Below are 20,686 nucleotides of genomic sequence, written 5' to 3' on the forward strand. Positions count from 1 at the left end.
AAGCTTAGCAAGGTAATTGCTATCTGAAAAACTGAATATTTAGATTGAAACGTTCATTAAAACAGATAAGAGTGAGGCAAGGAGGACAGCATGGAAATCCGGCACTTACTTTCATTCAAGGAAATTGTGGAGCAGGGCAGCTTTATCAAGGCCGCTCAAATACTCAATTATGCTCAGTCCTCAATCACGTCTCACGTGCGGGTGATCGAGGATTTCTACGGGCGGCCTGTTTTTGATCGGCTGGGTAAGCGGGTGGTCCTGAATGTATTCGGAGAACAGCTTTACCGCAGGGTTTTACCGCTGCTGGCAGGGTATGATGACCTTTGCGGATTGAAGAACGAAGTGGGAGAACCTGCGGGGCAGTTGCGTATTGGAGCGCCGGAATCGACCATGCTTTATCGGCTTTCTCCGGTGTTGCAGAAATACAAATCCATGTATCCCAAGGTAGAACTGATCATGCACAATTCCACCTGTCCGGCTATGCGCGGTCTGCTGCGTGATGGAAGCCTTGATATGGCAGTGCTGTTGGACCGTGTTGCGGAAGAAGATGAGCTGATCTGCAAACCGCTCTTTGATGAACCAATGTGTGTGGTCCTGCCTCATGAATATCCTGCTGAAGAATTGATCAATTCCCCGTCGCATGCAGTGCTGTATACGGAAACAGGATGCAGCTATCGTCAGATTTTCCAACAGTTGCTGTCCGATAAAGCGATCAAGGCTGATAACATCATCGAGACCGCCAGCGTGGAAGTCATCAAGCAATACCTGCTTTGCAATATCGGGGTCTCATTCCTGCCGGAAATCGTAGTCCGTAAGGAATTGGGCGATGGCAGGCTCAAGTCTATCCCATGGGAAACCATTGATCCGATTTGTGTCCAGATTCTTCATCACAAGGATAAATGGATTTCCCCGGCAATGGCTGAATTCATGCGGTTGCTTGAGGAAGCTGCGGTGGAGTGGGGTTAGGCTCCTTCGTCTAAACTTGTTATCTCCATTCAATTGGAATAAGTTGGCGTAAAAGTAATTATTAAAGCAAAAAAGGAGCACCGGAATATGGCAAAACATTACCAGCCCCGCATGCATTCTGCGGAGCATATTTTGAATCAGGTTATGGTGCGTAAATTCGATTGTGATCGCTGTTTCAGCGCTCATATCAACAAGAAGAAATCCAAGTGTGATTACAATTTCGAGCGCGGTTTAACTGACGTTGAAGCAAGTGAAATTGAGCATGGTGTTAACGAGGCTATTTCATCTGGTCTGGTTGTGACTGAACAGATGATCAGTCTTAAAGAAGCCGACGAGCGCTTCAACCTTACCCGTCTTCCTGAAGGTGTGACCGAAGTTCGGGTCGTAAATATTGGCGATTTTGATGCTTGTCCCTGTATTGGTGAACATGTAGAAAATTCAAATGAAATCGGTGAGTTCAAGATGGTTTCACATAGCTTTGATGATGGTGTTCTGCGCATTCGCTATAAGCTTGGTGAACCGGAAATTTAAGGTAAATTTGAAAAACTTGTTTACAGAGCTGAAATCTGTTGCTAGTTATAGACCAGCTTTTTGAATACACATTCCGTGCAACTGGCGATGTAATGTGGAATTAACCACAGGGAAACACGGAATTTATTTTACCAGCCGCTCGCCTGGGCCTCGTCTTTTTCAAGACGTGCATCCTTACCTCTCCACGAGGTGAATCACAAGGAGTGCCCATGCAGCAATATCGAAATCTTCTCCAAGCAAATGATCCCGACATTTTCAATGCTCTTTCCGGCGAGGAATCCCGCCAGAGAGCAGGTATTGAACTGATCCCTTCTGAAAATTACACCTACCCTGAAGTTCTCTGTACCCTCGGCAGTGTTTTCACAAATAAATACTCCGAAGGTTATCCCGGCAGACGTTACTACGGCGGTCAGGAATTTACCGATACCATCGAAGACATTGCCCGCGAAAGAGCGAAGCAGGTCTTCCGTTGTGAACATGCCAATGTGCAGCCTCTTTCCGGTTCTCCTATGAACCAGGCTGTATACCTCGGCCTCCTTGAACCCGGCGATACCATTCTGGCCATGGATCTCTCCCATGGCGGACACCTTACTCACGGTGCCCCGGTTTCCTTCATGGGCAAGCTTTTCAATTTCATCCGCTACAAAACCGATCCTGTTGACGGCAGCATAGATTTTGACGAGCTTCGTAAAACAGCCCTTGAACACAAGCCGAAAATGATCCTTTGCGGTTACACTTCCTACCCCCGCGATCTGGATTACGCTGCTTTCAAGAAAATTGCCGACGAAGTAGGGGCCATTACCATGACCGATGCTTCACACTACGGCGGACTCATTGCAGCCGATGTCATCCGCAACCCCTTTGACTTCGGCTTTGATGTCGTTACTTCCACCTCACACAAATCCCTGCGCGGTCCCCGTGGCGGAATGATTCTTTGCAAGAAGGAATTCGCGCCCAGGATCGATAAGGCTGTCTTCCCCGGTCTGCAGGGTGGACCGCATATGAATAGCATTGCGGGTATTGCGGTTACTCTTAAAAAAGCACTTGAGCCGGAATTCAAGGAATACGGCAAGCAGGTGCTGGTTAACGCCAAAACACTCGCTGATGAACTGCTCAAATCCGGTGCATCCCTTGTCACCGGAGGGACTGACAATCACATGATGGTGCTCGATACTGAGAAGAGCTACGGTATTAACGGCAAAGTTGCCGAAGAACTGCTCGACGAGGTTGCCATTACCACCAACAAGCAGATCATCCCCGATGATCCCAATCCGCCCCTGAAACCAAGCGGTATCAGGATCGGTACTCCCGCCGCTACTTCCCGTGGCATGAAGGAAGCCGATATGGTCAAACTGGCGGGCTGGATCACCACCATCCTCCAAAATCCTGAAGATAAGAATCTGGCCGTCACCACCCGGTCGGAAATTGAATCTTTCTGTTCAAGGTTTCCGGTTCCGGGAATCTAGTTGAAAACTCCTTCCTTCCCATGTGTCCGGGATTCCATGCATCCCCGGGAATCCCGGACAGATATTTCTTCCCGGGCTGGCTGAAAATTTTATTGTAAATTGTCTTGTGGGTAACAACTTTTTTAGCCAGCCCGGAAATTTTTCATCACCCCATCCTCCAAATAAAAATCGACTTGATCCTAATGGTTCAAGTCGATTTTTTTTTACGGTCTATATTTCTCCGGCAATTTATACTTCAGCCAGTAACTCCAGAGCAGCCAGACTGAAATAGCCACACATGCTCCAAAGGCCCAACCTGCCATTACATCGGTGGGGAAGTGCTTGCCCAGATAGAGGCGCGAGTATCCGACCCCTATGGGCAGGAAAAGCATCCACGGGCGGAGTTGGCGGAAGAAAAACATGAGCATTACCGCAAAGGCCATGGAGTTTGCCGCATGTGCGGATGGATAGGAATTGCCGCGCTCTTTGGTCTGCTGGTAATCAAGCGGTCGGCGTTGCCAGATTCCGTCATCTTTGAAATAGGTCAGGGCGATGGAGTTTAGTGGACGGACCCTGCCTATGGATTTCTTTATTATATTGGTGGAAAAGTCTGCCAGTCCCATGGTGGCGGATATGAGCAGGATGATAACCAGAAATTTAGCTCCCTTTTTCCAGACTCCGAAAATGGTCACCAGTGCGATGATGGCCCAGAGCAGAGCGGCAGAAGAAAGCAAAGGCATTGCTACATCCATCCAGCTCTTGCGGAATATCTGGTTGGCAAGAATGAATATTTGCATATCCAGCGGTTGAGTAAGAAACGGCACTTATTTCTCCTGTGTGAGCGTTTTCCTTGGCAAGACGGTTGTTTCCGAATAACATCTCCGTCCGTTGCTGCGAACTTAACTCGTAATTTTTAATTTCAGGCGGCTTTATCGCTGCCGCATATGGTTTGCGAGTATCAATATAAATAAAAGCCCGCAAGGGATCAGACTCAACAGTCTGACGATTTTGTGAGCAATCAGATACATTAAATATAGATGAACATGAAAAGAATTTCTCTGATTCTACCTCGTTTCAGCCGCTACGGTGGAGTGGAACGCTTTGGATACAATTTGAGCGCGGCTCTTGCTGCTGCCGGATATTCTGTTGATTTTATCTGTGCCCGTGCCGAGGATGCTCCTCCTCAGGGAGTGAATATCATCAAGGTAGGACGTTACGGATTTTGCCGTGCCGGGAAGCTGCTCTGGTTTGTGATGGCTGCGGAGAAGGCACGTAAAAAAGGCAACTATAATCTTACCATCAGCCTTGGCAAATCCTTGAATCAGGATATTCTGCGTATCGGTGGCGGGCCGCTGGAATCTTTCTGGGCACTTTCAAAGCGAGCATGGCCTGCCGGTTTTGCACGTTCTTTCAAGATGTTTCGCCGCCGCACCGCACTGGTCAATATGATCATCAAATATATAGAGCGCAAGCAGGCTGCATCCAACTGTCGCATGGTTTGTGTTTCTCACCGAGTTCGCGATTGGATGGTGGATTCCCATCCATCACTTAGTGGACGGGATATTGATGTCATTTACAACAAGCCGGACCTGTCATTGTTCAGTCCACTCAGTCAGGAAGAAAGATCTCTTGCCCGCGCTGAATTTTCAATGTCCGATAATGATGTTTTGATTTCCACCGCGACAACAAACTTTGCTCTCAAGGGTGTTTCTTTCCTGATCAAAGCTCTTGCCGAGCTTCCCGCTAATTACCATTTGCAGGTTGCCGGGGGGCGCAATCCTTCCAAGTACATAAAGCTTGCTGAAGAGCTTGGTGTTGGCGAGAGGGTCCGCTTCTTAGGTAAAGTGAAAGATATGCCCGCACTTTACGGACGTTCTGATCTTTTTGTGCTTCCTTCCTTTTACGATGCTTGTTCTAATTCAGTGCTGGAGGCTCTGGCTTGCGGAATTCCCGTAATAAGTTCCCGCGACAATGGAAGCAGCTATTTCCTGCCCGATGAAAAGATCATAGATGACCCTTCCGATTATATGAAACTGGCAGCAATGATCCGCAAAGTGGCAGCTGAGAATAGCGGAGAAGCTTTTGAGTGGCCCGGTGATGTGCCTTGCGGGATTGAGCCTTATCTGGAGCTGGTTGACCAGATGTTTGCCGGGAAAAAATAAGTTTTCAGAAAAATTTAAATTTGAATTATTTTTTGGGATTTTGACGCGTTGAGTTCGTCTCGGGATGAATTTCTTGGACCATGACGTCCTGCAAGTCCCACTTGGCGTATAGTTCTCGAAGCTTGCCGCTTTCGTAAAGTCTTTTGAAACCGGCATCAAAGATTTCCCGAACCATTCTGCCCCGTTCCGTGTTGGGAAAAACCATACGCCATTCACGTTTAGGTAATTCTTGAATAGTAAAACGGGACCAGTCCACATTTGCTAAGTCAGAAGTTTCTTTGCCTTCTTCAAAAGCTAAGCCTCCGTTTTTATGGAAAAGATCTTTAAGAATGGTGTAATCATCAATGTAATAGCGCATCTTGTCACGGACTACCATTCGTATTGCGGCATAGCGGGTGCGAACTTCGTGTAGCGGAATGCCGTATTCTTCTCCGGTAACAGGGGGAGAGACTGTTTTATCTATGTGTTCCCGAATTGTTTCCAAGCCTTTCCAGTCCGGTAAGTATTTTTTATCGAACATGGCTGTGCTACGTACAACCCATGCCGGGTAACGGCTGTGAATATAGTTTGGAGAATCTTTTTCCGTTCCTCCTGAAATATCGGCATTGCCCTTTTCTACGTTCAGCAGTGCTCGTTTGAAGGGATAGTATTTTGTTTCGACTTTTATCCCTTGATCCGTAAATATTTCTTTCATTAAATCATGGTAAAGACCGGTCCCATTGCGGTTGGTTACACCTTTCCATTCCTGCGTGTGATATTGAATAATATTGGGGTTTAATTCTTGTGCCGCTGCGGAAGTTAGTGTCGAAAAAACACAAAGAGCTAAGAATATAAGCAGGTTGCTTATACGTTTGAAATTGGGATTAATGGAGAGGGAACACATGCTTATTTTATTCCACTGTACTTATGAATAAGCAAGTATAATTCACGAAAAAAGGCGAAACCGGATTTCCAGTTTCGCCTTTTTGATTGTATAAAGTTTAAAATTACCAGCTGTTACGAACTCGTACGCCTTGAGCAGCCATGTGGTCTTTAAGCTGTGGAATAGTGTAATCTCCGTAGTGGACAATGGAAGCGATGAGCGCGGCAGTGGCTCGGCCTTCGGTTACGGCCTCAACCATGTGCTGCGGATTACCTGCGCCGCCGGATGCGATAACGGGTATCTGAACACTCTCGGCTACCAGACGAGTCAGCTCAAGGTCGTAACCGGTTTTTACGCCATCGGCATCAATGGAGTTGAGGCAGATTTCACCTGCGCCGAGGGATTCCCCGGTCTTGGCCCATTCAAGGGCATCAATGCCCATGTATTTGCGGCCGCCGTTGATGACGATCTCGAAACCGGAAGGAATTTTCTCAGATTTCTCAACACGTTTTACATCCATGCCGAGCACGATGCACTGGGAGCCGAATGCTGCGGCACCTTCGCTGATGATGTCCGGGTTCTTAACTGCACCGGAGTTCACGGAAACTTTTTCTGCTCCGGCGAGGAGTACATCGCGCATATCCTGCACTGAGTTAATGCCGCCGCCCACGGAGAAGGGGATGAAGATTTCGGAAGCTACACGTTCAACCACATCGAGGAAAATACCGCGACCTTCGGAAGATGCAGTGATGTCGTAGAAGACGATTTCATCCGCACCCTGCTCGTAGTAGAGGCGGGCGGTTTCCACGGGATCTCCGATATCGACATTGCCTTTAAATTTAATGCCCTTGGTGAGGATTCCGTTCCTTACATCGAGGCAGGGGATGACTCTTTTACTAAGCATCGGAAACCTCCTTGCAGTATTCATAGAAATTGGAGAGCAGTTTCAGACCGGGACGTCCACTCTTTTCAGGGTGGAACTGAACAGCCCAAAGCCCTTCACGGCCGTGCAGGGAACAGAAAGGACGGCCATAAATGGTTTCACCGATGATGTATTTTTCTTCGGGTGCCGGATAGTAGCTGTGTACGAAATAGAAATGTGCTTCAGGATCAATGTCCTTGAAAAGGATACAGTCCTGCTTGAGCTCAATCTGGTTCCAGCCCATATGGGGCACGCGAATGGGCACGCCTTCGTAATCTTCCCATGAAGGGTTGAAAAGGCGGCATTCGCCGGGAATTACGGAAAGAGCCTGAGTGTCGTTTTCTTCGCTGTAGTCCAGCAGGATCTGGCAGCCTACACAGATGCCGAGCAGCGGTTTTTTCTGCTGCACGAGGTCTTTAAGAAGTTCATCCAGTCCGCCGGATGTGAGTTCATCCATGGCCTGGCCTGCAGCTCCGACACCGGGAAAGATGATGCCTGTGGCTTTGGACAGGACTTCCTTATCAGAAGTGATCTGGTTTGGAATGCCCAGTTTGTTCAGCGCGCGCTGTACACTGGTTTGGTTTCCGGCCTTGTAGTCAAGAATAGCCAGCATGAGAGGGGCCCCCTTCTGTTTGTTAAATACTTATTGAACCGCAGAAGTCTGTAACTTTAATGAGGGTATATTTCCCGGATGCAGAAATGTATCCGAAAGAACGGCTGCCTTAAGGCGGCAGTATATAACGGTTCTGTTCTATATATAGGAGCTAGTCAAAAAAACGAAGGAAAACAAGTGAAAATGTAGCTGGAATATATTTTTTTCAAAAAAAGAAAACAAGAAGGCAGTAAAATATTATTTTGCCATTATACGCAGATACAGATCGCCCTTGAATGGACCTAGTTTGCGGCCCTGACCTTTCAGGCGAATAGGTCGTCCGATAACGAAATCGCGGGGCAGGGTGATTTCAAGGGTTTTGCTTTTTTTGCGGATGCCCTGTTGCAGAGTGATGCGCACGGTCCGGCCGGGATGGAGTGCAGAGGCCGGGAAGTAGACAGTCTGTTCGTCATCAAGCTGGCCCTTAAACCAGCCCTTTATCCCTGATCCGAGACCGGAGGAAACATCTACAGAGGTGCTTTTATCGCCCCAGTTTACATTCAGCTTGCGTTCTTTGATTGGTGCGGAGGGTTTGCGGAAAGGCTTATCTTTACTGATCTGGCTGTAGATGTCTTCAAAAACCTGCCGCGCAAAAGGGTCGTTTAAAATATCCTTGAGCACGTCTTCTTCTTTTTGGAAAAAGTAACGGCTTTGCTGGGCACTGGATGTACCGTTGCTTCGGGCTTCCGATTTGGCCTTGGATTGCTGCGCCCGGTAGGCACTGGCACCTTCGCGGGCGGTTTTGCGGTCTGACTGGGACTTGAAGTTAGATTTTTGGCTGGTGTATGAACGTTTTTCCGCAGAAGTTTTTCCGGCTCCGGTGTTTCCGGCTACATTTTTAAGAAACACGTATGCTTCATTAAGTTCGCGGAATTTCTTAGCGGCATCAGGGCTGGGGTTTAAGTCCGGGTGCATGCTGAAAGCCAGCTTGCGAAAAGAACGTTTGATGTCCTCTTCGCTGGCGTTAGGTCCGACTTTTAAAATGCTCTGTGCCTGTCTTGTGTTCATAGCAGCAATTAATCTTCGTCAGTAATCAGTGCGTTGGGTGCAACATCAGGATCGTGCTGGCGCAGTCCTTCGGCGCGGATGTATTCTTTGCCTTCTTCAACAAACTTGGCGTGTCCGGCTTCTTTGTTTACGCCGGGACAGTATTCCTGAATCATTTCCCAGCTCATCTCATCAATGAGATTGCCACGGAAAAATGGCCAGGCACGGCAGATGTCCGGGCGTCCGGGATGGACCCCGCAACCTTCATTGAAAAATACACAGAATCCGTCCTCGCGTGACTGGAGGCGGATTTTTCCGTTAACGGTTTCACTGTGTTTTTCAATCAATTCCTGTTCGGAGATGCCGAGGTGATCGGCGAGACGATTGCGGTCCTTGGCGGTCATGATGATACCGCCTTCGCCTTGGCAGCAGTGGCCGCACATCTGGCATTCAAAAGCCTTGCTCATTATTTATTGCCTGCTAAATTTTTATGGTCAACCATTATGCAACGGTCTTCGATTACGGTGATGTCTTTGCCGGAGAACAGTTCGCGTGCTTCGGGGCTGAAAATATCCTGCTGCATCCAGAAACATTTGGGCAGTGTTTCCAGCTCCAGCACTTCTCTGGCGTGGTCCGCACAGAACTCGGAAGCCCTGAACAGGTTAACAAGATCAACCGCAACAGGGATGTCTTTAACGGATTTGTATGTCTTAAGTCCCCAGACATTCTCCCTTTTGGGGTGTACTGGGATGATTTCATATCCGGCATCGATCATATAACGGCAGACCCGATCAACAGGGCGTCCGGGTTTATCAACCGCGCCAATTACGGCTATTACCTTGACCTCGTCAAGAAGTGTCGCTAACTTTTTTTCGTCAACTATAAGCATCTTTTGATCTCTCCGGGGTAATTGATTTCAGCATGCTACAGTAAAGCCCCGTTACTTGCAAAGCTCTCTTTTCCGCGAATCCTTATTTATATGAATCCGATACATCCAAGGAGTATAACTCATGTCTGATCTGGAATCCAATGTTGTTGTTCCGCGTAGTGAACTTGAGGCCCGCTGGGCAAAGTGCCGTCGTTTCCTGCCCGAAGTAGCTCCTCAGGCGGGGGGCATGCTCTGCTTTTCGCGTTTGCAGATTTATTACCTCTCAGGCTCATTTGTCAACGGCGCAGTATGGCTTCCGCTGGAAGGAGAGCCTGTTCTTTTTGTCCGCAAATCTTGCGACCGAGCAAATATTGAAAGTTCCATCAAGAATATCGTGAGTTTCAGGTCTTTCAAGGATCTCGCCCCCCTTGCCAAAGAGTTGGGGCAGCCGCTGACCGAGGTTATGGGCGCAGAGACCGCAGGGCTGACATGGCAGCTTGGGGAAATGCTTACTTCCCGTATGTCCGAGTATAAATTTGTTCCCGGTGATATGGTTTTGGCTTTGTCTCGTGCTGTGAAGTCCGAGTGGGAACTGGAAATCATGCGTGAAGTGGGGCATCTACATCACACTGCGCTGTTTGAGGTTTTGCCGGAACTGATCGAGACAGGCATGAGCGAACTGGAGATAGCAAAATATCTTTGGAATATCTTTTTTGAGCTTGGTCATGAGGGACACATGCGCATGCAGACCTTCAACGAGGAAATTTTCCTCGGTCATATTTCTGCCGGTGATTCCGGTATTTACCCCAGTTCTTTCAACGGCCCGCTTGGGTTGCGCGGAGTGCATCCGGTTTCCCCGTTTATGGGCAGCGGCGATAAATTCTGGGAAAAAGGTACGCCTCTTTCAGTTGACTGCGGATTTGTCATGGAAGGGTATCATACCGATAAGACGCAGGTTTACTGGTCCGGCCCTAAAAGCTCCATTCCTAAGGAAGTTCTGGATGCCCAGTATTTTTGTCAGGATATGCAGGCCATGGCCGCAGATCTCCTTTATCCCGGAAATATTGTCAGCGATGTTTACGCCAAGGTCATGGAACAGGCTGAGAAGGAAGGATTCACAGAAGGATTCATGGGGATCGGCGAATGCAAGGTGCCCTTCATCGGGCACGGCATAGGTCTGACTGTGGACGGCTTTCCGCCCATTGCCAAAGGGTTTGATATTCCCATTGAGGAAGGCATGGTTTTCGCTCTTGAGCCGAAGCAGGGCATCCCCGGAATCGGCATGGTCGGGGTGGAAAACACTTTTGAAGTCACAGCTGACGGAGCAGAGTGCCTTACCGGTGATGATTACGATATCATTTGTATTGAGTAGGTTCTGGTCTGAAAAATTAAATGGTGCGCAGGTTGTTTTTGCAGCCTGCGCACCTTTTTTTATAAAACTGTTACGACATCTTCCAGGGGAAGCCTTGCTTTAGGTTGCCCGTGGTTATAGTCTCCGCCTTCCAGATGATAGCCCAGCGCCAGTGCTGTTTCGCAGACGTATCCGCCAAGTTCTTCCTTGAATATTTCACCGATAAGTTCAGAATCAACGCCTTCCATGGGAGTAGAGTCAATTCCAAGGCGTGCGACTGTATGCAGAACATTACCCAGTGCAAGATAGGTCTGAGCCTTGGTCCAGCAGCCGTTGTAGCCTTTCGTGTCCGTGTTCAGGCCGGCAAAGAACATTCCTTTTTCCATCATTTCGTCATGTTTCTCAGCTGGGAGGTGCCCTGATTTAACTTCGGCATTAACAACTTTTTTGTACTGTTCTGCTGTGTAGTACGGGTTGTAAGCAAATAGAATTATATGTGATGCTTCAGTCGCGTGGGGCTGGTTGAATTCGAATTTATTGGCGAAAGTGTCGTGGAAACGTTGCTTCGCTTCGTCACTTTCGATAATAATAAATTTCCATGGCTGCGAATTAACTGATGAAGGCGACAAGCGCATGGCTTCTTTGATGATTGCTATCTTGTCGGCAGGAATGCGTTTGGCCGCATCGTATTTTTTACAGGCATAGCGGAAGTTAAGGTCTTTGATGACAGGGTGATCCATAATTGTCTCCAGTTAAGGATTTAAGGGTATCAATGTTCGGCTGAGTTTAACCCGACATGGCGGCCTCGTTCAATCCATTTCTTTTTATAAGCTCAAGATACCAAAAATCCCCCGCAACCATCAGGTTACGGGGGATTCATTTTGAAATAAATGTGAGACTTTCATTTTGCTTCACTGATGTGTATAAGAGTCCTCAATCAATATGAATTTTGGGGAGATAACTATGACTCAGGTTGATAATGACGCACGCGAAGAAAAATCTCGTACTTCCGGTATTAAGACTGCGAATCTTTGGGATTGGGTAAAATGTATATGTACTGTTATTTTTGTGGGTGTATGCGGTTTTAAAATACTAACAGTTAAGACAGATCTGACGGTTGATTTTCCGACCTTGCTTTCTCTTATTCTTGCTTTTTTTTCTATTCTTATTTCTGCTTTATTTTATTTCAAGGCTACAGAATCAAGTAATTTATTTTATGACAATACGTATAAATTTACTAAAGATATAAGTCAGTTGTTGGCTAAGATTGAAAGCGGTTTCGGTGAGAAGTTACAAAATATTAATGACAGTAATAACCGCATGCAGGAGCAAGTTCTTGAACAGTTACTGCAACAGCAGGCTTCGAAATCTAAAGAACTCGGTGAGAAAGAAGAGGAAGTGGAAAAGAATAGATCAGAGCGAGATAATCTTATTAATGAATTGACCGAAAAAGCAAAGCTGTCCGAGGAGGAAAAGGATGAATATATTGCAAAATTTAATCAGAAAGACGAAGAGGTCTCAAGGCTACAAAACGAAATTAAAAAGTTAAAGAATGGAATAAAGGCGGACAGTGAAGAGCTTTCATTTGAAGAACTCACGGAGCTACTCGCTAAAGAGAGCTTTAGAAATCGTTTGGCAAGAAAAATGATGACTAACACTATCCTGCCTACAAATGCAACAAGAGCAGGAGGGTTATTGTCTGAATCTTGGAAAGATTATGCCAAATCTAAAAAAGATGACTCTTCAGAAGATTGAATCTTTGCCTATTTTTGCATGTAGTTTAACTTTATCTATATTTTTGATTAAAAAATCCCCCGCAACCATCAGGTTACGGGGGATTCATTTTGTCTTCTATCTGTAAGAATTCTACTTCACATCAATATCAAGTCCGCTGGCAGTCTTGTTGATGACTGGCGCCGGCGTCTGCCCTTTCAGGTCCATGACCATGCGGATTTTGTCATCGTAGATGCCGATCCTGAATCGTGAGAAAATCGGGTTTTCCGGCTTAAGCACGGTGGGGCCGAAGTAATCCCATTTGCCTTGGATATCGACCACAAGGCGGTTTGGATCTTTCAAGAAGAACGATGTGTAGGACAGGGGCGAACCACCGAGATCAAGGCTGATTCTGGTTTTTCTGTCCACTTCTTTGAAATAGATTGATTTAAGCTTGCCTTCCTGCAGGCCGTGTTTTGCGTCTTCCGGCTCTTTCGCGTCAACATTCTCAGCAACAGTCGTTGCGTTGCTTACATCCGTTCCGTTGAAGGCCAGAATGGTTTTTGAAGTAGCGTTTTCCTGCGTTGCGTTGGGCATAGTTGCGTTGACAGTACCATTAGCAACAGGAAAGGTAACAGTTCCATTATCAATCGCAACACTGCTGTTGGTTGCATTGGCAATTGCCATAGACAGCAAAGGGAGTTCCTTTTCCGGCTCGGATTCAATAATTTCAGTCTCAGCCTGTTCCGTTTGCTTTGTTACTTTCTGTTCCTCTTGGAGTAGCCAGCTTTCAGGGAGCAGCAGTTGCGGATTAATGAAGGCGAGGATTGCCAAAGCACCGAAAATATGAATCAGGGCCTGCTTGCTGGTGAAGTAGTTCCCGAAAAGACGGAAACTGCGACTGCATGAACCGCAGGAGTATGACCTGACAGGTACGAGCAGCGAAATTAGCACGTCAGAAACCAGCCCCCGCCTGAAGTACAAGCGGTTGCTATCGCAAAACGGGCATTGAATAATTTTTTTCTGCTTTTTAGTCATTGTGCGGTAATTTCCTCCGATCCCCAGCTACCAACACTTTGAAATATGCCAAAATTCTTTAATTGCCTGTGGTTATACTTATAAAAGAGCACATGACAATGTCAATTAGCAGTTTTTTAGAAATTAAGGGGAACCCATTAGATGAGTTCCCCTTAGCTTTAATACTTGATAGTGCGAAGCAAACTAAAAGTTTTTGGGATTCTTAAACCCTTTTTACAAAAAGGGTTTAAGGCCCCGGCAGGGTCGCCGAAGGCTGCTATCCCGCAATAGCTTCGGACATGATGCATTCGAGATCTTCGCGTTCCATTTTAGCGGGGGTGAACTCGAAGAGTTTGCCCATAGTCTGCTCTGCGATCTCTACCAGCTCGGCAACGTCTTCTTCCTTTGCACCATAATCTTTGAGCGATTCTTCGTTGAATCCGGCCCGTTCGAGCAGGGAACGCAGGCCTTCGAGGAAGACTGTTGCGCGCATGTTCTCGTCAAATTGCTGGGTATCGTAACCCATTGCCATGGCGAGATCTTCGAAACGTTCCGGGCTTTCCGGGATCAGGCGTTTGAAATAGGGCACGGAAAGCTTGGCAAGGCCGAGGCCGTGCGGGAGATCTGGATATTTTGCGCTCAGGGCATGTTCAAGAGCATGCTGGGAAATGCAGCGGGAAAGAGTCTCGCACATACCTGCGGCAGTGCTGGACCATGCCATGACTGTGCGGGCTTCGATGTTGTCGCCTTCGGCAATTGCCATGGGCAGGTAATGGCTGCTCAGGTGAACCGCTTCGAGGGCCAGCATGTCGCTCATGGGCTGGTGTGCTGTGGAAAGGAAGGTTTCCACTGCATGGAAAAATGTGTCGATACCGGTATAGGCTGTTGTGCGCGGGGGCACGCTGACCATGAGTTCCGGGTCAACGATGGAGATGGTCGGGAAGGTGGAATCATTACCGAGGCTGATTTTTTCAATGCCGCCGGATTTGTTGATCACTGCCCACTGGTCCGCTTCGGTTCCTGTTCCCGCTGTGGTGGGGATGGCGATGAGCGGTGCTGCCGGGTTTTCAGGATTAACTCCGCCGCCGGAACCGGCCTGCATGTAATCCCAGCATTTGCCCACGTTGGTGGTCAAAAGAGCGATAGCTTTGGAAGCATCAATGGTGGAACCGCCGCCAAGTGCAACGATAAAGTCGATTCCTTTTTCACGGGCGATTTTTGCAGCCTCGTCAACCTGATCTGATTTCGGGTTGGGGGAGATGTTATCGAAAACCACTGTGGAAATATTCTGCTTGGCGAGGAGAGCCTGCACTTTGTCGAGGTAACCGTTCTCGATCATTGCACCGGATTCACCGATGACAACCATTGCTTTTTTGCCTTTGGGCAGGGGCAGGGTGCCGAGTTCAGCAAGTTTGCCGGGACCGAAAACAATGCGGGTGGGAATAAATATTTGAAAATTGAGCATGCGCTTCCTTTATTTATGTAGTGTTTTTTAATTGCGTTGAGCCACCTGATAACTGACTGTGGTGCTGTCGTAAAGGGTGGAGAGTGCTTAAATCTGTTTGTTCCATTTTGAGATTGAGGAGATCAGCTCCTGAATGCTTGTTTTTTCGGTTTTACCCGCAGTGTCCACCACAATCCTGTTCGCTTTCCAAGCGTGATATTCTCGTTGCTCTACCTGTTCCCATTTAGGCAGTTTTAATCCTGCTACGGTTGAAGTCCTTTTTTCAACACGTTTTTTATGCTCTGCCTTGTCAGAACAAATGACTTCAATATTAATAAACCTTGCTCCTGCACTTATGGCGACTTTCTGCCATTCCGTGCGGGTTAATTCAATCGGGTTGCAGGAATCGGAAACCACGCTGACGCCGCATTTAAGGTTGTCTGAAGCTATTCGATAAGCAAGGCGATACCCTTCGCCTTCCACTTTGAAGTTGCAGAGGTCGCGCATTGCTTGTTCAATCGTATCTATCCTGAGATAGGCACAGTTGAATTCGGTACTTAAACCTTGAGCCAGAGTGCTTTTACCTGATCCCGGCAAGCCGGAGAATATGTATAAAGTTGCTGCGCCCATTAATCTTCTTGGTCGTAAGTGATCAGATTCAGGTATATCCCCTGCGGGTCCTGAATTACGCAAAACCGTCCGACCCCTTCAATCTTTGTGGGAGGGAGCATAACCTTGCCGCCTGTTTCTTCGACTTGCTCTGCGGCAGCTTCTACATCATCAGCGGTGATGTACGGGTCCCAGCAGCCTTTGATGTGGTCAGGCGTATCTGCAGGTTTGATCATCATTCCTGCTGCCATGCGCCCGTCTTTGAAGGCGGTCAGGTAGGTGTCACCGTAGATGGTTTTTGATTCTTTGAATGTCCATCCCAGAAGGTCGCCATAGAATTTCTTGGCTGCTTCCAGATCGCTTGTCAGCAGCTCGTTCCAGCTGAAGAAACCGTGTGATGATGAATCGTTGTGCATAATATTTCCTTATTTAAGTGTCTGGCTAAGTGCTTCATCCATCTGTCCGGTGGTGTACAGGTCACGGATAACCGTGGGAGATGATGACTCCTCACCGGGTTTGAAGATGGCTGCCAGCGGGATGGAGCGGCTGCCCAGCGCACGCAGGAACTTGTCGGCTACTTTGTCCGGGGCGGTGAGGTCTACCTTGATGAAAGTCAGGTTGTACTTTTCCTGCCACCGGTTGAGGTTGGCGGGAGTCAGTACGGTCTGTTCCAAAACCTTGCAGGATGGGCACCAGTCTGCAGTGAATTCTACCAGCATGGCTTCGCGTCCTAAGCGAGCTGTGAAATCCTGCTGCTCAAAGCCGACCCAGTGCGCGGTGCGCTCTTGCGGGGTTGCGGCCCAGAATCCTGCTCCAATGCAGATTGCCAGTGCGCCAATACGCAGCAGGTACATGACTGATTTCTTGTCCGCTCCTGCTGAAAGACCCCACATCCATGCGCTAACGGCGGTAAACCAAAGGAAGATCATGGTCGGGATGTACATATCCTCAGGCAGGATGCTGAACAGGTAGATACATGTGCCGGCAAGGAAAAATCCTGCGGCACGTTCAATCCAGATGGTCCATGCGCCGGGCTTAGGGAATTTGGTCGCCAGTGCCGGGAAAATTGCCATTAAAATATAAGGCAAAGCCATGCCCGCGCCAACGCTCAGGAATACCGAGCTGATCACATAATGCTGCTGTACCATAGCCCAGCCCAGCACTCCGCCGAGAAATGGGCCGCTGCAAGGGGTTGCCAGCAGGGTGGCAAGTATCCCCGTAAACAGGGCCTGTCTGCGCGGTCCGCTGTTTTCCGAGCCAAGCTTGAGGTCCACAATGGGCAGGTTAAACAGCCCGAAGAGACTCAGGCTGAGCGCGAATACAACTCCGGTCAACCCGATGACCACTGGAGGCTTCTGAAAAATTTGTCCCCAAGCCATGCCAGTCATACCGAGGATGCCGCTGAGGACTCCAAAGTAAAGCATTATGCCCAGTGCAAAGAAAATATTGTGTTCCCGGAAACCGCGCTTCTGTTCTTCCGGACTTTCGTGTCCGGCCCCGGCGAGCAGGGTGGAGAGTTTCAGACTGATAACCGGAAGTACGCAGGGCATGAAGTTGAGCAGGAATCCAGCCAGCAATCCGAAAAGGATCGCGGTGGTCAGGTCTGTTACCTCAAGGCCCGGAGTGAAGGAACGAGGAGTGAGGGAGTCGAAGGAGAATGCGGCTTCTGCGCTGTTACCTTCTTCACTCGCAACTGGGGGAGCGGTCTTTTGCGGTTGGGATTTAGCAGCTCTTTCTGCATTTTTTCCTTCAACTTTGGCAGCTATATTTTTAAGGGAAATCTTGATGGTCTTTGCTCCCTTGCGCATCTCTACGAATTCCGGCCACCAAGGTTGCAGGCTGGCTTGCGGCAGTTTATCCGGAGATACTGACATGCCGAAGAAGCTAAGATCTGTTCTGAAAGGCTGGCAGGCAGTCTTTGAACACATAAGCAGTGATAGTTTGGCTTTGAGAGTAAATGATTTCAAAGCTGGAGGTACCGGAACCAGAATAGGGGTAGGCTCTGAGTATGTGGAGACCTTTTTGCCTTTGTTAAAAGGATCATCCTTAAGCTTTCCCGGAAGGTAGATAGCTGGAAGGACGGTGTTGTCCGGTGTCAGAGTTACTTTCAGGGTAGTAGGCTGGCCCAGCTTGCCCGGGTTGTTGGAGTATGTGTACCATCCGTTTTTAGGTTCAAGCATCAAGCCAACTAAAATATTGGTTTTCAGTCCGACTTGTTTCTGGTCATCTTTGCTCAGGCTGTAGAGCTTCCATTTTGTATCCAGATTGGGATTCTGATTTTGGGCACTGAGAACCGTTTGCGGACAAATAAGCGCAAAGGTTGAAATGAAACTCAATAAAATTAAACAAATTAGCTTAAAGCGCATTTAGTTGCCTTTTTTGAATAAAAAAATAAAAAACCGATTGACATCCACTGTGAATATCTCTAAATCCATTCTCACGACACGGGTCACTGGCTCAATTGGTAGAGCAGCGGACTCTTAATCCGTTGGTTCAAGGTTCAAGTCCTTGGTGGCCTACCACAGTAAATACAGGGTGTTAGACGTTTAGTCTAGCACCCTTTTACTTTATGTAAATGATAACCGGTCCGAGCATCATGCTCGGACCGGTTTTTGTTATCTTATTTAGTGAGTTGCCTAGCTTGAACGGCTAGTTTTGCGCTGTTTGAATCTAAATTGAATATGGACAGGTGAAAACTCAGCCAATTGCGCTGTTTCAGTGAGTTAGATGCTTATGCCTCTTGCGAAAAAAGCTTCGCCTTTCAGCCAGTTTTCAGTCAATTCAGTAATATTTTCAACTCCGTTTTCCAATAATAAGTATACGGCTCTGGGCAAAAGCAGGTAGCCAGTTTCGAGGCTGGTTTCTTTTGCGCCGTTTAGAAGTCCTATTTGAATGCTGTCAGCAATGATTCTGGGCAAAGGGTGGTTTTCGATTGGCGCCAGTGCATCCCCGGACTGGTTGCTGTGTTTGCACATCTCAGCATTAACTGAGTTCCAACCTCGGCAAACGAAAGGTCGGGCTGTATAAATCGAACACGTTTCTCCTTCCATGAACAGGCAGGGATGAAGATGTCTTTCCATCCCGATTTCCTCACGACTTTTACCTTTCAATTCTGTGAGCAGGGTTTGTGTTCTGTCTTTTAAGTTTTGGAGCTCACTTGGGCTGCGGGTTTCAAGAAGATGAAAACCAAGATACAGCGCTTCGGGCTCTGTCAAAGAAACCTGATTGATGCAGCAATAAATACAACCTCTTTTACATGCCAGTGGCGGGTCCAAAGTTATATCATCCAGCATGGAATCAAAAAGCGAATATGATTCCTGCATAAGCTCGTAAAGCGGTTGGATTCCGCTGCGTGCTGTATCTATGGAAAGCCTTTCTACAAAATCTTTGCGTCTTTTTTCCGCTGTTCTTAAGGCAACTGATTCGTGTTGCGATAGTGTGTTTGATGCGTGTTTATTCTTAATGGCAGCATTGGGTATTGCTTTTCTTTTTCTGGATTTCTTCTGCCGAGTTTTTTGTCTGGAAGCCATAGGTTGTTCCTTTGGCAGAGATTTGATCATGAATACACTGCCTAAATTATAGTCTGTACTGGAACACCGTGTTCTACATTATTCATGCCAGACGAGAGTGAAGTTGAATGCAATAAGTACTGTAGTGTTATTTTATTAACTACTTGTTAAGTAAGTCTATTTTATTTGTTTATGCGCAGAGTCGTTGTTTTATTGAGTGGTGATTGTGTAATTGATCAATCAAACAGGTCTTTGAAGTTCTTTTTATTAGGAAAAGAGAATTTAGAGTTCTTGTCGCTCGTCCCTTTATATATAGTGCTATTCAACAGTAAATGGTTCTTTATTCATATAAAAGGAATTCATAGTTCCTATACTGTTTTGATGGGTTTGGCATTATGTATTGATTACAGCCTGTTATTTGGTGGCATGTATGTTGATTACAACCCGGAGTACATAAATCTTTTCTCTTCCTTTTTATGTCAGGTTGGCATTCCTGCTGTTGTGAAGATTTCAGTATTCCGGGAGTTGAAGTTGGGAATAATCAGGTTGTTACTTGCCATTGCTGTATGCAATTCTCATTTTGAGTTGACCTCACTTCCGATGGTCGATGGGCATGAGGCTGTGCTGACCTTTTTTGCAGTGTCAGGCTTTTACATGGCTATGATTCTGGAAGAGAGGAAAGAGAGTCCCGGGTGTTTCTATAAGAGCCGTATACTGTCTCTCTATCCCATGTTTTTATTTGCAGTAGGGGTTAGTGCGGCAATTCTGTTCTTTCTCGATGCACATCCGCTGATAAGCCGTGCCCAGGTGGTTGAAATATTGAGTAATCCATCAGGTTTTTTTATTGTTCTTTGGACTTCTGTGTGCGTGGTGGGGCAGGAATTGCTGTTCAGTCTAGGGGGCGGCGAGGGCGGTTCGTTACATTTTATAAGCGGGGATATGCCTAGTATATATAACCATGTTTTTCTGGTGCAGGCATGGTCCCTTTCGCTTGAAATAGTCTTCTATTCGCTGGCGCCGTTTCTTGTACGATTAAACTCCAAAATCCTGCTTGGCTTGAGCTTCGTAAGTCTATTATTTCGAGTATTTATTGTTTTAACCCCGCTTTCAGATCAAAGTTTTTTCCTGCGTTTTTTTCCTGCTGATTTCTGGCTGTTCGGATTTGGTATTATTTCTTACAGGTTTTATCGCGGTCTTTCGAAAAAAGTATCTATCGTCGATTATCTGGCATTCATATCTTTAATTGCGTTGGTAATGATCGCCGGTGGAGTCAGCAACACTTATGTCCCGTTCTTCCTTCCCATGGGAGCCATAGTACTGCAGCCTTTCATTTTCCGGGCTTTTCAGTCTCTTGTGCTGGACTGTGTGGTGGGTAAAGTCACCTATCCGTTTTATCTACTGCACTATGCCGTGATAGGACTTTTTGAAGAGTATGCTGATGATCCTCTAGGGTGGCACATTTTTGCAGTTTCAATGGCTGCGGCTTTGGTTGCCTTTTTAATATTCAGTCCCGGTATAGGTGTTTTGAGATCTAAAGTGAGGAGGCGGGCTTCCGGTAATCCCATTCTTGGTACTGCATGATAAACAGCAGTATTGGTCGATGTTGGATGGACACCACCGCCCCCGTATGCCGAGGGCGATGATGTAT

Annotated in this window: 21 protein-coding genes, 1 tRNA gene and 1 riboswitch; of the genes, 8 read left to right on the top strand and 14 right to left on the bottom strand. The window is 47.2% G+C overall.

Translation table 11 applies throughout. The annotated features are described in order from the left end of the window. Positions 1-90 precede the first annotated feature (90 nt). From DESAL_RS06555 to DESAL_RS06565, 3 genes are all read left to right on the top strand, one after another. Positions 91-966 carry a LysR family transcriptional regulator gene (locus DESAL_RS06555; protein WP_015851183.1) on the top strand — a complete coding sequence of 292 codons (876 nt, stop codon included), beginning with the start codon at positions 91-93 and terminating at the stop codon, positions 964-966. Positions 967-1,053: 87 nt separating this feature from the next. Continuing rightward, positions 1,054-1,497, top strand: coding sequence for an alanyl-tRNA editing protein (locus DESAL_RS06560; RefSeq protein ID WP_015851184.1), 444 nt, complete (start codon positions 1,054-1,056; stop codon positions 1,495-1,497). A 67-nt stretch (positions 1,498-1,564) separates the two neighbouring features. Next, positions 1,565-1,653, top strand: a riboswitch (ZMP/ZTP riboswitch). Positions 1,654-1,706: 53 nt separating this feature from the next. Further along, a complete protein-coding gene (locus tag DESAL_RS06565; protein ID WP_015851185.1) occupies positions 1,707-2,963 on the top strand; it encodes a serine hydroxymethyltransferase in 1,257 nt (418 codons plus the stop codon). A 203-nt stretch (positions 2,964-3,166) separates the two neighbouring features. Here the strand turns inward: DESAL_RS06565 and DESAL_RS06570 are convergent, their stop codons facing one another. Next, a complete protein-coding gene (locus DESAL_RS06570; RefSeq protein WP_015851186.1) occupies positions 3,167-3,766 on the bottom strand; it encodes a phosphatase PAP2 family protein in 600 nt (199 codons plus the stop codon). A 219-nt stretch (positions 3,767-3,985) separates the two neighbouring features. Here DESAL_RS06570 and DESAL_RS06575 point away from each other — a divergent pair, with 219 nt between their 5' ends. Beyond that, entirely contained in the window at positions 3,986-5,104 is a 1,119-nt protein-coding gene (locus DESAL_RS06575) for a glycosyltransferase family 4 protein (RefSeq protein WP_041721715.1), read from the top strand. A 25-nt stretch (positions 5,105-5,129) separates the two neighbouring features. On the opposite strand, the gene DESAL_RS06580 is transcribed toward DESAL_RS06575, so the two are convergent. The 6 genes from DESAL_RS06580 to DESAL_RS06605 form a co-directional block, all read right to left on the bottom strand. Then, on the bottom strand, positions 5,130-5,987 hold the full coding sequence (locus DESAL_RS06580; RefSeq protein ID WP_015851188.1) for a substrate-binding periplasmic protein: 858 nt from the start codon (positions 5,985-5,987) through the stop codon (positions 5,130-5,132). Between the two features lie 103 nt (positions 5,988-6,090). Beyond that, entirely contained in the window at positions 6,091-6,870 is a 780-nt protein-coding gene (hisF, locus tag DESAL_RS06585) for an imidazole glycerol phosphate synthase subunit HisF (protein ID WP_015851189.1), read from the bottom strand. After that, entirely contained in the window at positions 6,863-7,501 is a 639-nt protein-coding gene (gene hisH, locus DESAL_RS06590; protein ID WP_015851190.1) for an imidazole glycerol phosphate synthase subunit HisH, read from the bottom strand. The genes hisF and hisH overlap by 8 nt, the downstream gene beginning before the upstream one ends. A 237-nt stretch (positions 7,502-7,738) precedes the next feature. Then, positions 7,739-8,548 carry a J domain-containing protein gene (locus DESAL_RS06595; protein WP_015851191.1) on the bottom strand — a complete coding sequence of 270 codons (810 nt, stop codon included), beginning with the start codon at positions 8,546-8,548 and terminating at the stop codon, positions 7,739-7,741. An 8-nt stretch (positions 8,549-8,556) separates the two neighbouring features. Next, a complete protein-coding gene (locus DESAL_RS06600; RefSeq protein ID WP_015851192.1) occupies positions 8,557-8,994 on the bottom strand; it encodes a YkgJ family cysteine cluster protein in 438 nt (145 codons plus the stop codon). Further along, positions 8,994-9,416, bottom strand: coding sequence for a CoA-binding protein (locus tag DESAL_RS06605; RefSeq protein WP_015851193.1), 423 nt, complete (start codon positions 9,414-9,416; stop codon positions 8,994-8,996). The genes DESAL_RS06600 and DESAL_RS06605 overlap by 1 nt, the downstream gene beginning before the upstream one ends. A 121-nt stretch (positions 9,417-9,537) precedes the next feature. Between DESAL_RS06605 and DESAL_RS06610 the strand changes: the two genes are divergently transcribed. Further along, entirely contained in the window at positions 9,538-10,767 is a 1,230-nt protein-coding gene (locus DESAL_RS06610) for a M24 family metallopeptidase (RefSeq protein WP_015851194.1), read from the top strand. Between the two features lie 59 nt (positions 10,768-10,826). On the opposite strand, the gene DESAL_RS06615 is transcribed toward DESAL_RS06610, so the two are convergent. Further along, complete coding sequence (locus DESAL_RS06615) at positions 10,827-11,486, bottom strand: nitroreductase family protein (RefSeq protein WP_015851195.1); 660 nt, start codon at positions 11,484-11,486, stop codon at positions 10,827-10,829. A gap of 223 nt (positions 11,487-11,709) precedes the next feature. Between DESAL_RS06615 and DESAL_RS06620 the strand changes: the two genes are divergently transcribed. Further along, complete coding sequence (locus DESAL_RS06620) at positions 11,710-12,501, top strand: hypothetical protein (RefSeq protein ID WP_015851196.1); 792 nt, start codon at positions 11,710-11,712, stop codon at positions 12,499-12,501. 111 nt (positions 12,502-12,612) lie between these two features. Here the strand turns inward: DESAL_RS06620 and DESAL_RS06625 are convergent, their stop codons facing one another. The 5 genes from DESAL_RS06625 to DESAL_RS06645 all read right to left on the bottom strand — a co-directional run bounded on the left by DESAL_RS06625 (position 12,613) and on the right by DESAL_RS06645 (position 17,865). Continuing rightward, positions 12,613-13,497, bottom strand: coding sequence for an AMIN domain-containing protein (locus DESAL_RS06625; RefSeq protein ID WP_015851197.1), 885 nt, complete (start codon positions 13,495-13,497; stop codon positions 12,613-12,615). Between the two features lie 256 nt (positions 13,498-13,753). Beyond that, the gene (locus tag DESAL_RS06630) at positions 13,754-14,941 is read right to left on the bottom strand and encodes an iron-containing alcohol dehydrogenase (RefSeq protein ID WP_015851198.1); all 1,188 of its coding nucleotides are present in this window, start codon (positions 14,939-14,941) and stop codon (positions 13,754-13,756) included. A gap of 87 nt (positions 14,942-15,028) precedes the next feature. Beyond that, positions 15,029-15,550 (bottom strand): P-loop nucleotide/nucleoside kinase family protein, encoded by a 522-nt coding sequence (locus tag DESAL_RS06635; RefSeq protein WP_015851199.1) that lies wholly within the window; start codon positions 15,548-15,550, stop codon positions 15,029-15,031. Then, positions 15,550-15,945, bottom strand: coding sequence for a VOC family protein (locus DESAL_RS06640; protein ID WP_015851200.1), 396 nt, complete (start codon positions 15,943-15,945; stop codon positions 15,550-15,552). The genes DESAL_RS06635 and DESAL_RS06640 overlap by 1 nt, the downstream gene beginning before the upstream one ends. 9 nt (positions 15,946-15,954) lie before the next feature. Next, the gene (locus DESAL_RS06645; protein WP_245543795.1) at positions 15,955-17,865 is read right to left on the bottom strand and encodes a protein-disulfide reductase DsbD family protein; all 1,911 of its coding nucleotides are present in this window, start codon (positions 17,863-17,865) and stop codon (positions 15,955-15,957) included. Positions 17,866-17,975: 110 nt separating this feature from the next. On the opposite strand from DESAL_RS06645, the gene DESAL_RS06650 reads away from it, so the two are divergent. Continuing rightward, positions 17,976-18,051 (top strand) — tRNA-Lys (locus DESAL_RS06650). Positions 18,052-18,252: 201 nt separating this feature from the next. Here the strand turns inward: DESAL_RS06650 and DESAL_RS06655 are convergent. Beyond that, complete coding sequence (locus tag DESAL_RS06655; protein ID WP_015851202.1) at positions 18,253-19,059, bottom strand: YkgJ family cysteine cluster protein; 807 nt, start codon at positions 19,057-19,059, stop codon at positions 18,253-18,255. 192 nt (positions 19,060-19,251) lie between these two features. Here DESAL_RS06655 and DESAL_RS06660 point away from each other — a divergent pair, with 192 nt between their 5' ends. Further along, positions 19,252-20,619, top strand: a complete 1,368-nt coding sequence (locus DESAL_RS06660; RefSeq protein WP_197528792.1) for an acyltransferase family protein — start codon at positions 19,252-19,254, stop codon at positions 20,617-20,619. Positions 20,620-20,686: the final 67 nt, after the last annotated feature.

It is taken from the genome of Maridesulfovibrio salexigens DSM 2638, from assembly GCF_000023445.1.
In the GTDB taxonomy this organism is placed as follows: domain Bacteria; phylum Desulfobacterota; class Desulfovibrionia; order Desulfovibrionales; family Desulfovibrionaceae; genus Maridesulfovibrio; species Maridesulfovibrio salexigens.

Bases quoted from the DNA above. Each gene is read 5' to 3' on its own strand.
- DESAL_RS06565 (WP_015851185.1), top strand. From the start codon at position 1,707: ATGCAGCAATATCGAAATCTTCTCCAAGCAAATGATCCCGACATTTTC.
- DESAL_RS06580 (WP_015851188.1), bottom strand. From the start codon at position 5,987: ATGTGTTCCCTCTCCATTAATCCCAATTTCAAACGTATAAGCAACCTG.
- DESAL_RS06630 (WP_015851198.1), bottom strand. From the start codon at position 14,941: ATGCTCAATTTTCAAATATTTATTCCCACCCGCATTGTTTTCGGTCCC.
- DESAL_RS06595 (WP_015851191.1), bottom strand. From the start codon at position 8,548: ATGAACACAAGACAGGCACAGAGCATTTTAAAAGTCGGACCTAACGCC.
- DESAL_RS06555 (WP_015851183.1), top strand. From the start codon at position 91: ATGGAAATCCGGCACTTACTTTCATTCAAGGAAATTGTGGAGCAGGGC.
- DESAL_RS06610 (WP_015851194.1), top strand. From the start codon at position 9,538: ATGTCTGATCTGGAATCCAATGTTGTTGTTCCGCGTAGTGAACTTGAG.
- hisH (WP_015851190.1), bottom strand. From the start codon at position 7,501: ATGCTGGCTATTCTTGACTACAAGGCCGGAAACCAAACCAGTGTACAG.
- DESAL_RS06600 (WP_015851192.1), bottom strand. From the start codon at position 8,994: ATGAGCAAGGCTTTTGAATGCCAGATGTGCGGCCACTGCTGCCAAGGC.
- DESAL_RS06655 (WP_015851202.1), bottom strand. From the start codon at position 19,059: ATGGCTTCCAGACAAAAAACTCGGCAGAAGAAATCCAGAAAAAGAAAA.
- hisF (WP_015851189.1), bottom strand. From the start codon at position 6,870: ATGCTTAGTAAAAGAGTCATCCCCTGCCTCGATGTAAGGAACGGAATC.
- DESAL_RS06575 (WP_041721715.1), top strand. From the start codon at position 3,986: ATGAAAAGAATTTCTCTGATTCTACCTCGTTTCAGCCGCTACGGTGGA.
- DESAL_RS06635 (WP_015851199.1), bottom strand. From the start codon at position 15,550: ATGGGCGCAGCAACTTTATACATATTCTCCGGCTTGCCGGGATCAGGT.
- DESAL_RS06615 (WP_015851195.1), bottom strand. From the start codon at position 11,486: ATGGATCACCCTGTCATCAAAGACCTTAACTTCCGCTATGCCTGTAAA.
- DESAL_RS06605 (WP_015851193.1), bottom strand. From the start codon at position 9,416: ATGCTTATAGTTGACGAAAAAAAGTTAGCGACACTTCTTGACGAGGTC.
- DESAL_RS06620 (WP_015851196.1), top strand. From the start codon at position 11,710: ATGACTCAGGTTGATAATGACGCACGCGAAGAAAAATCTCGTACTTCC.
- DESAL_RS06640 (WP_015851200.1), bottom strand. From the start codon at position 15,945: ATGCACAACGATTCATCATCACACGGTTTCTTCAGCTGGAACGAGCTG.
- DESAL_RS06625 (WP_015851197.1), bottom strand. From the start codon at position 13,497: ATGACTAAAAAGCAGAAAAAAATTATTCAATGCCCGTTTTGCGATAGC.
- DESAL_RS06560 (WP_015851184.1), top strand. From the start codon at position 1,054: ATGGCAAAACATTACCAGCCCCGCATGCATTCTGCGGAGCATATTTTG.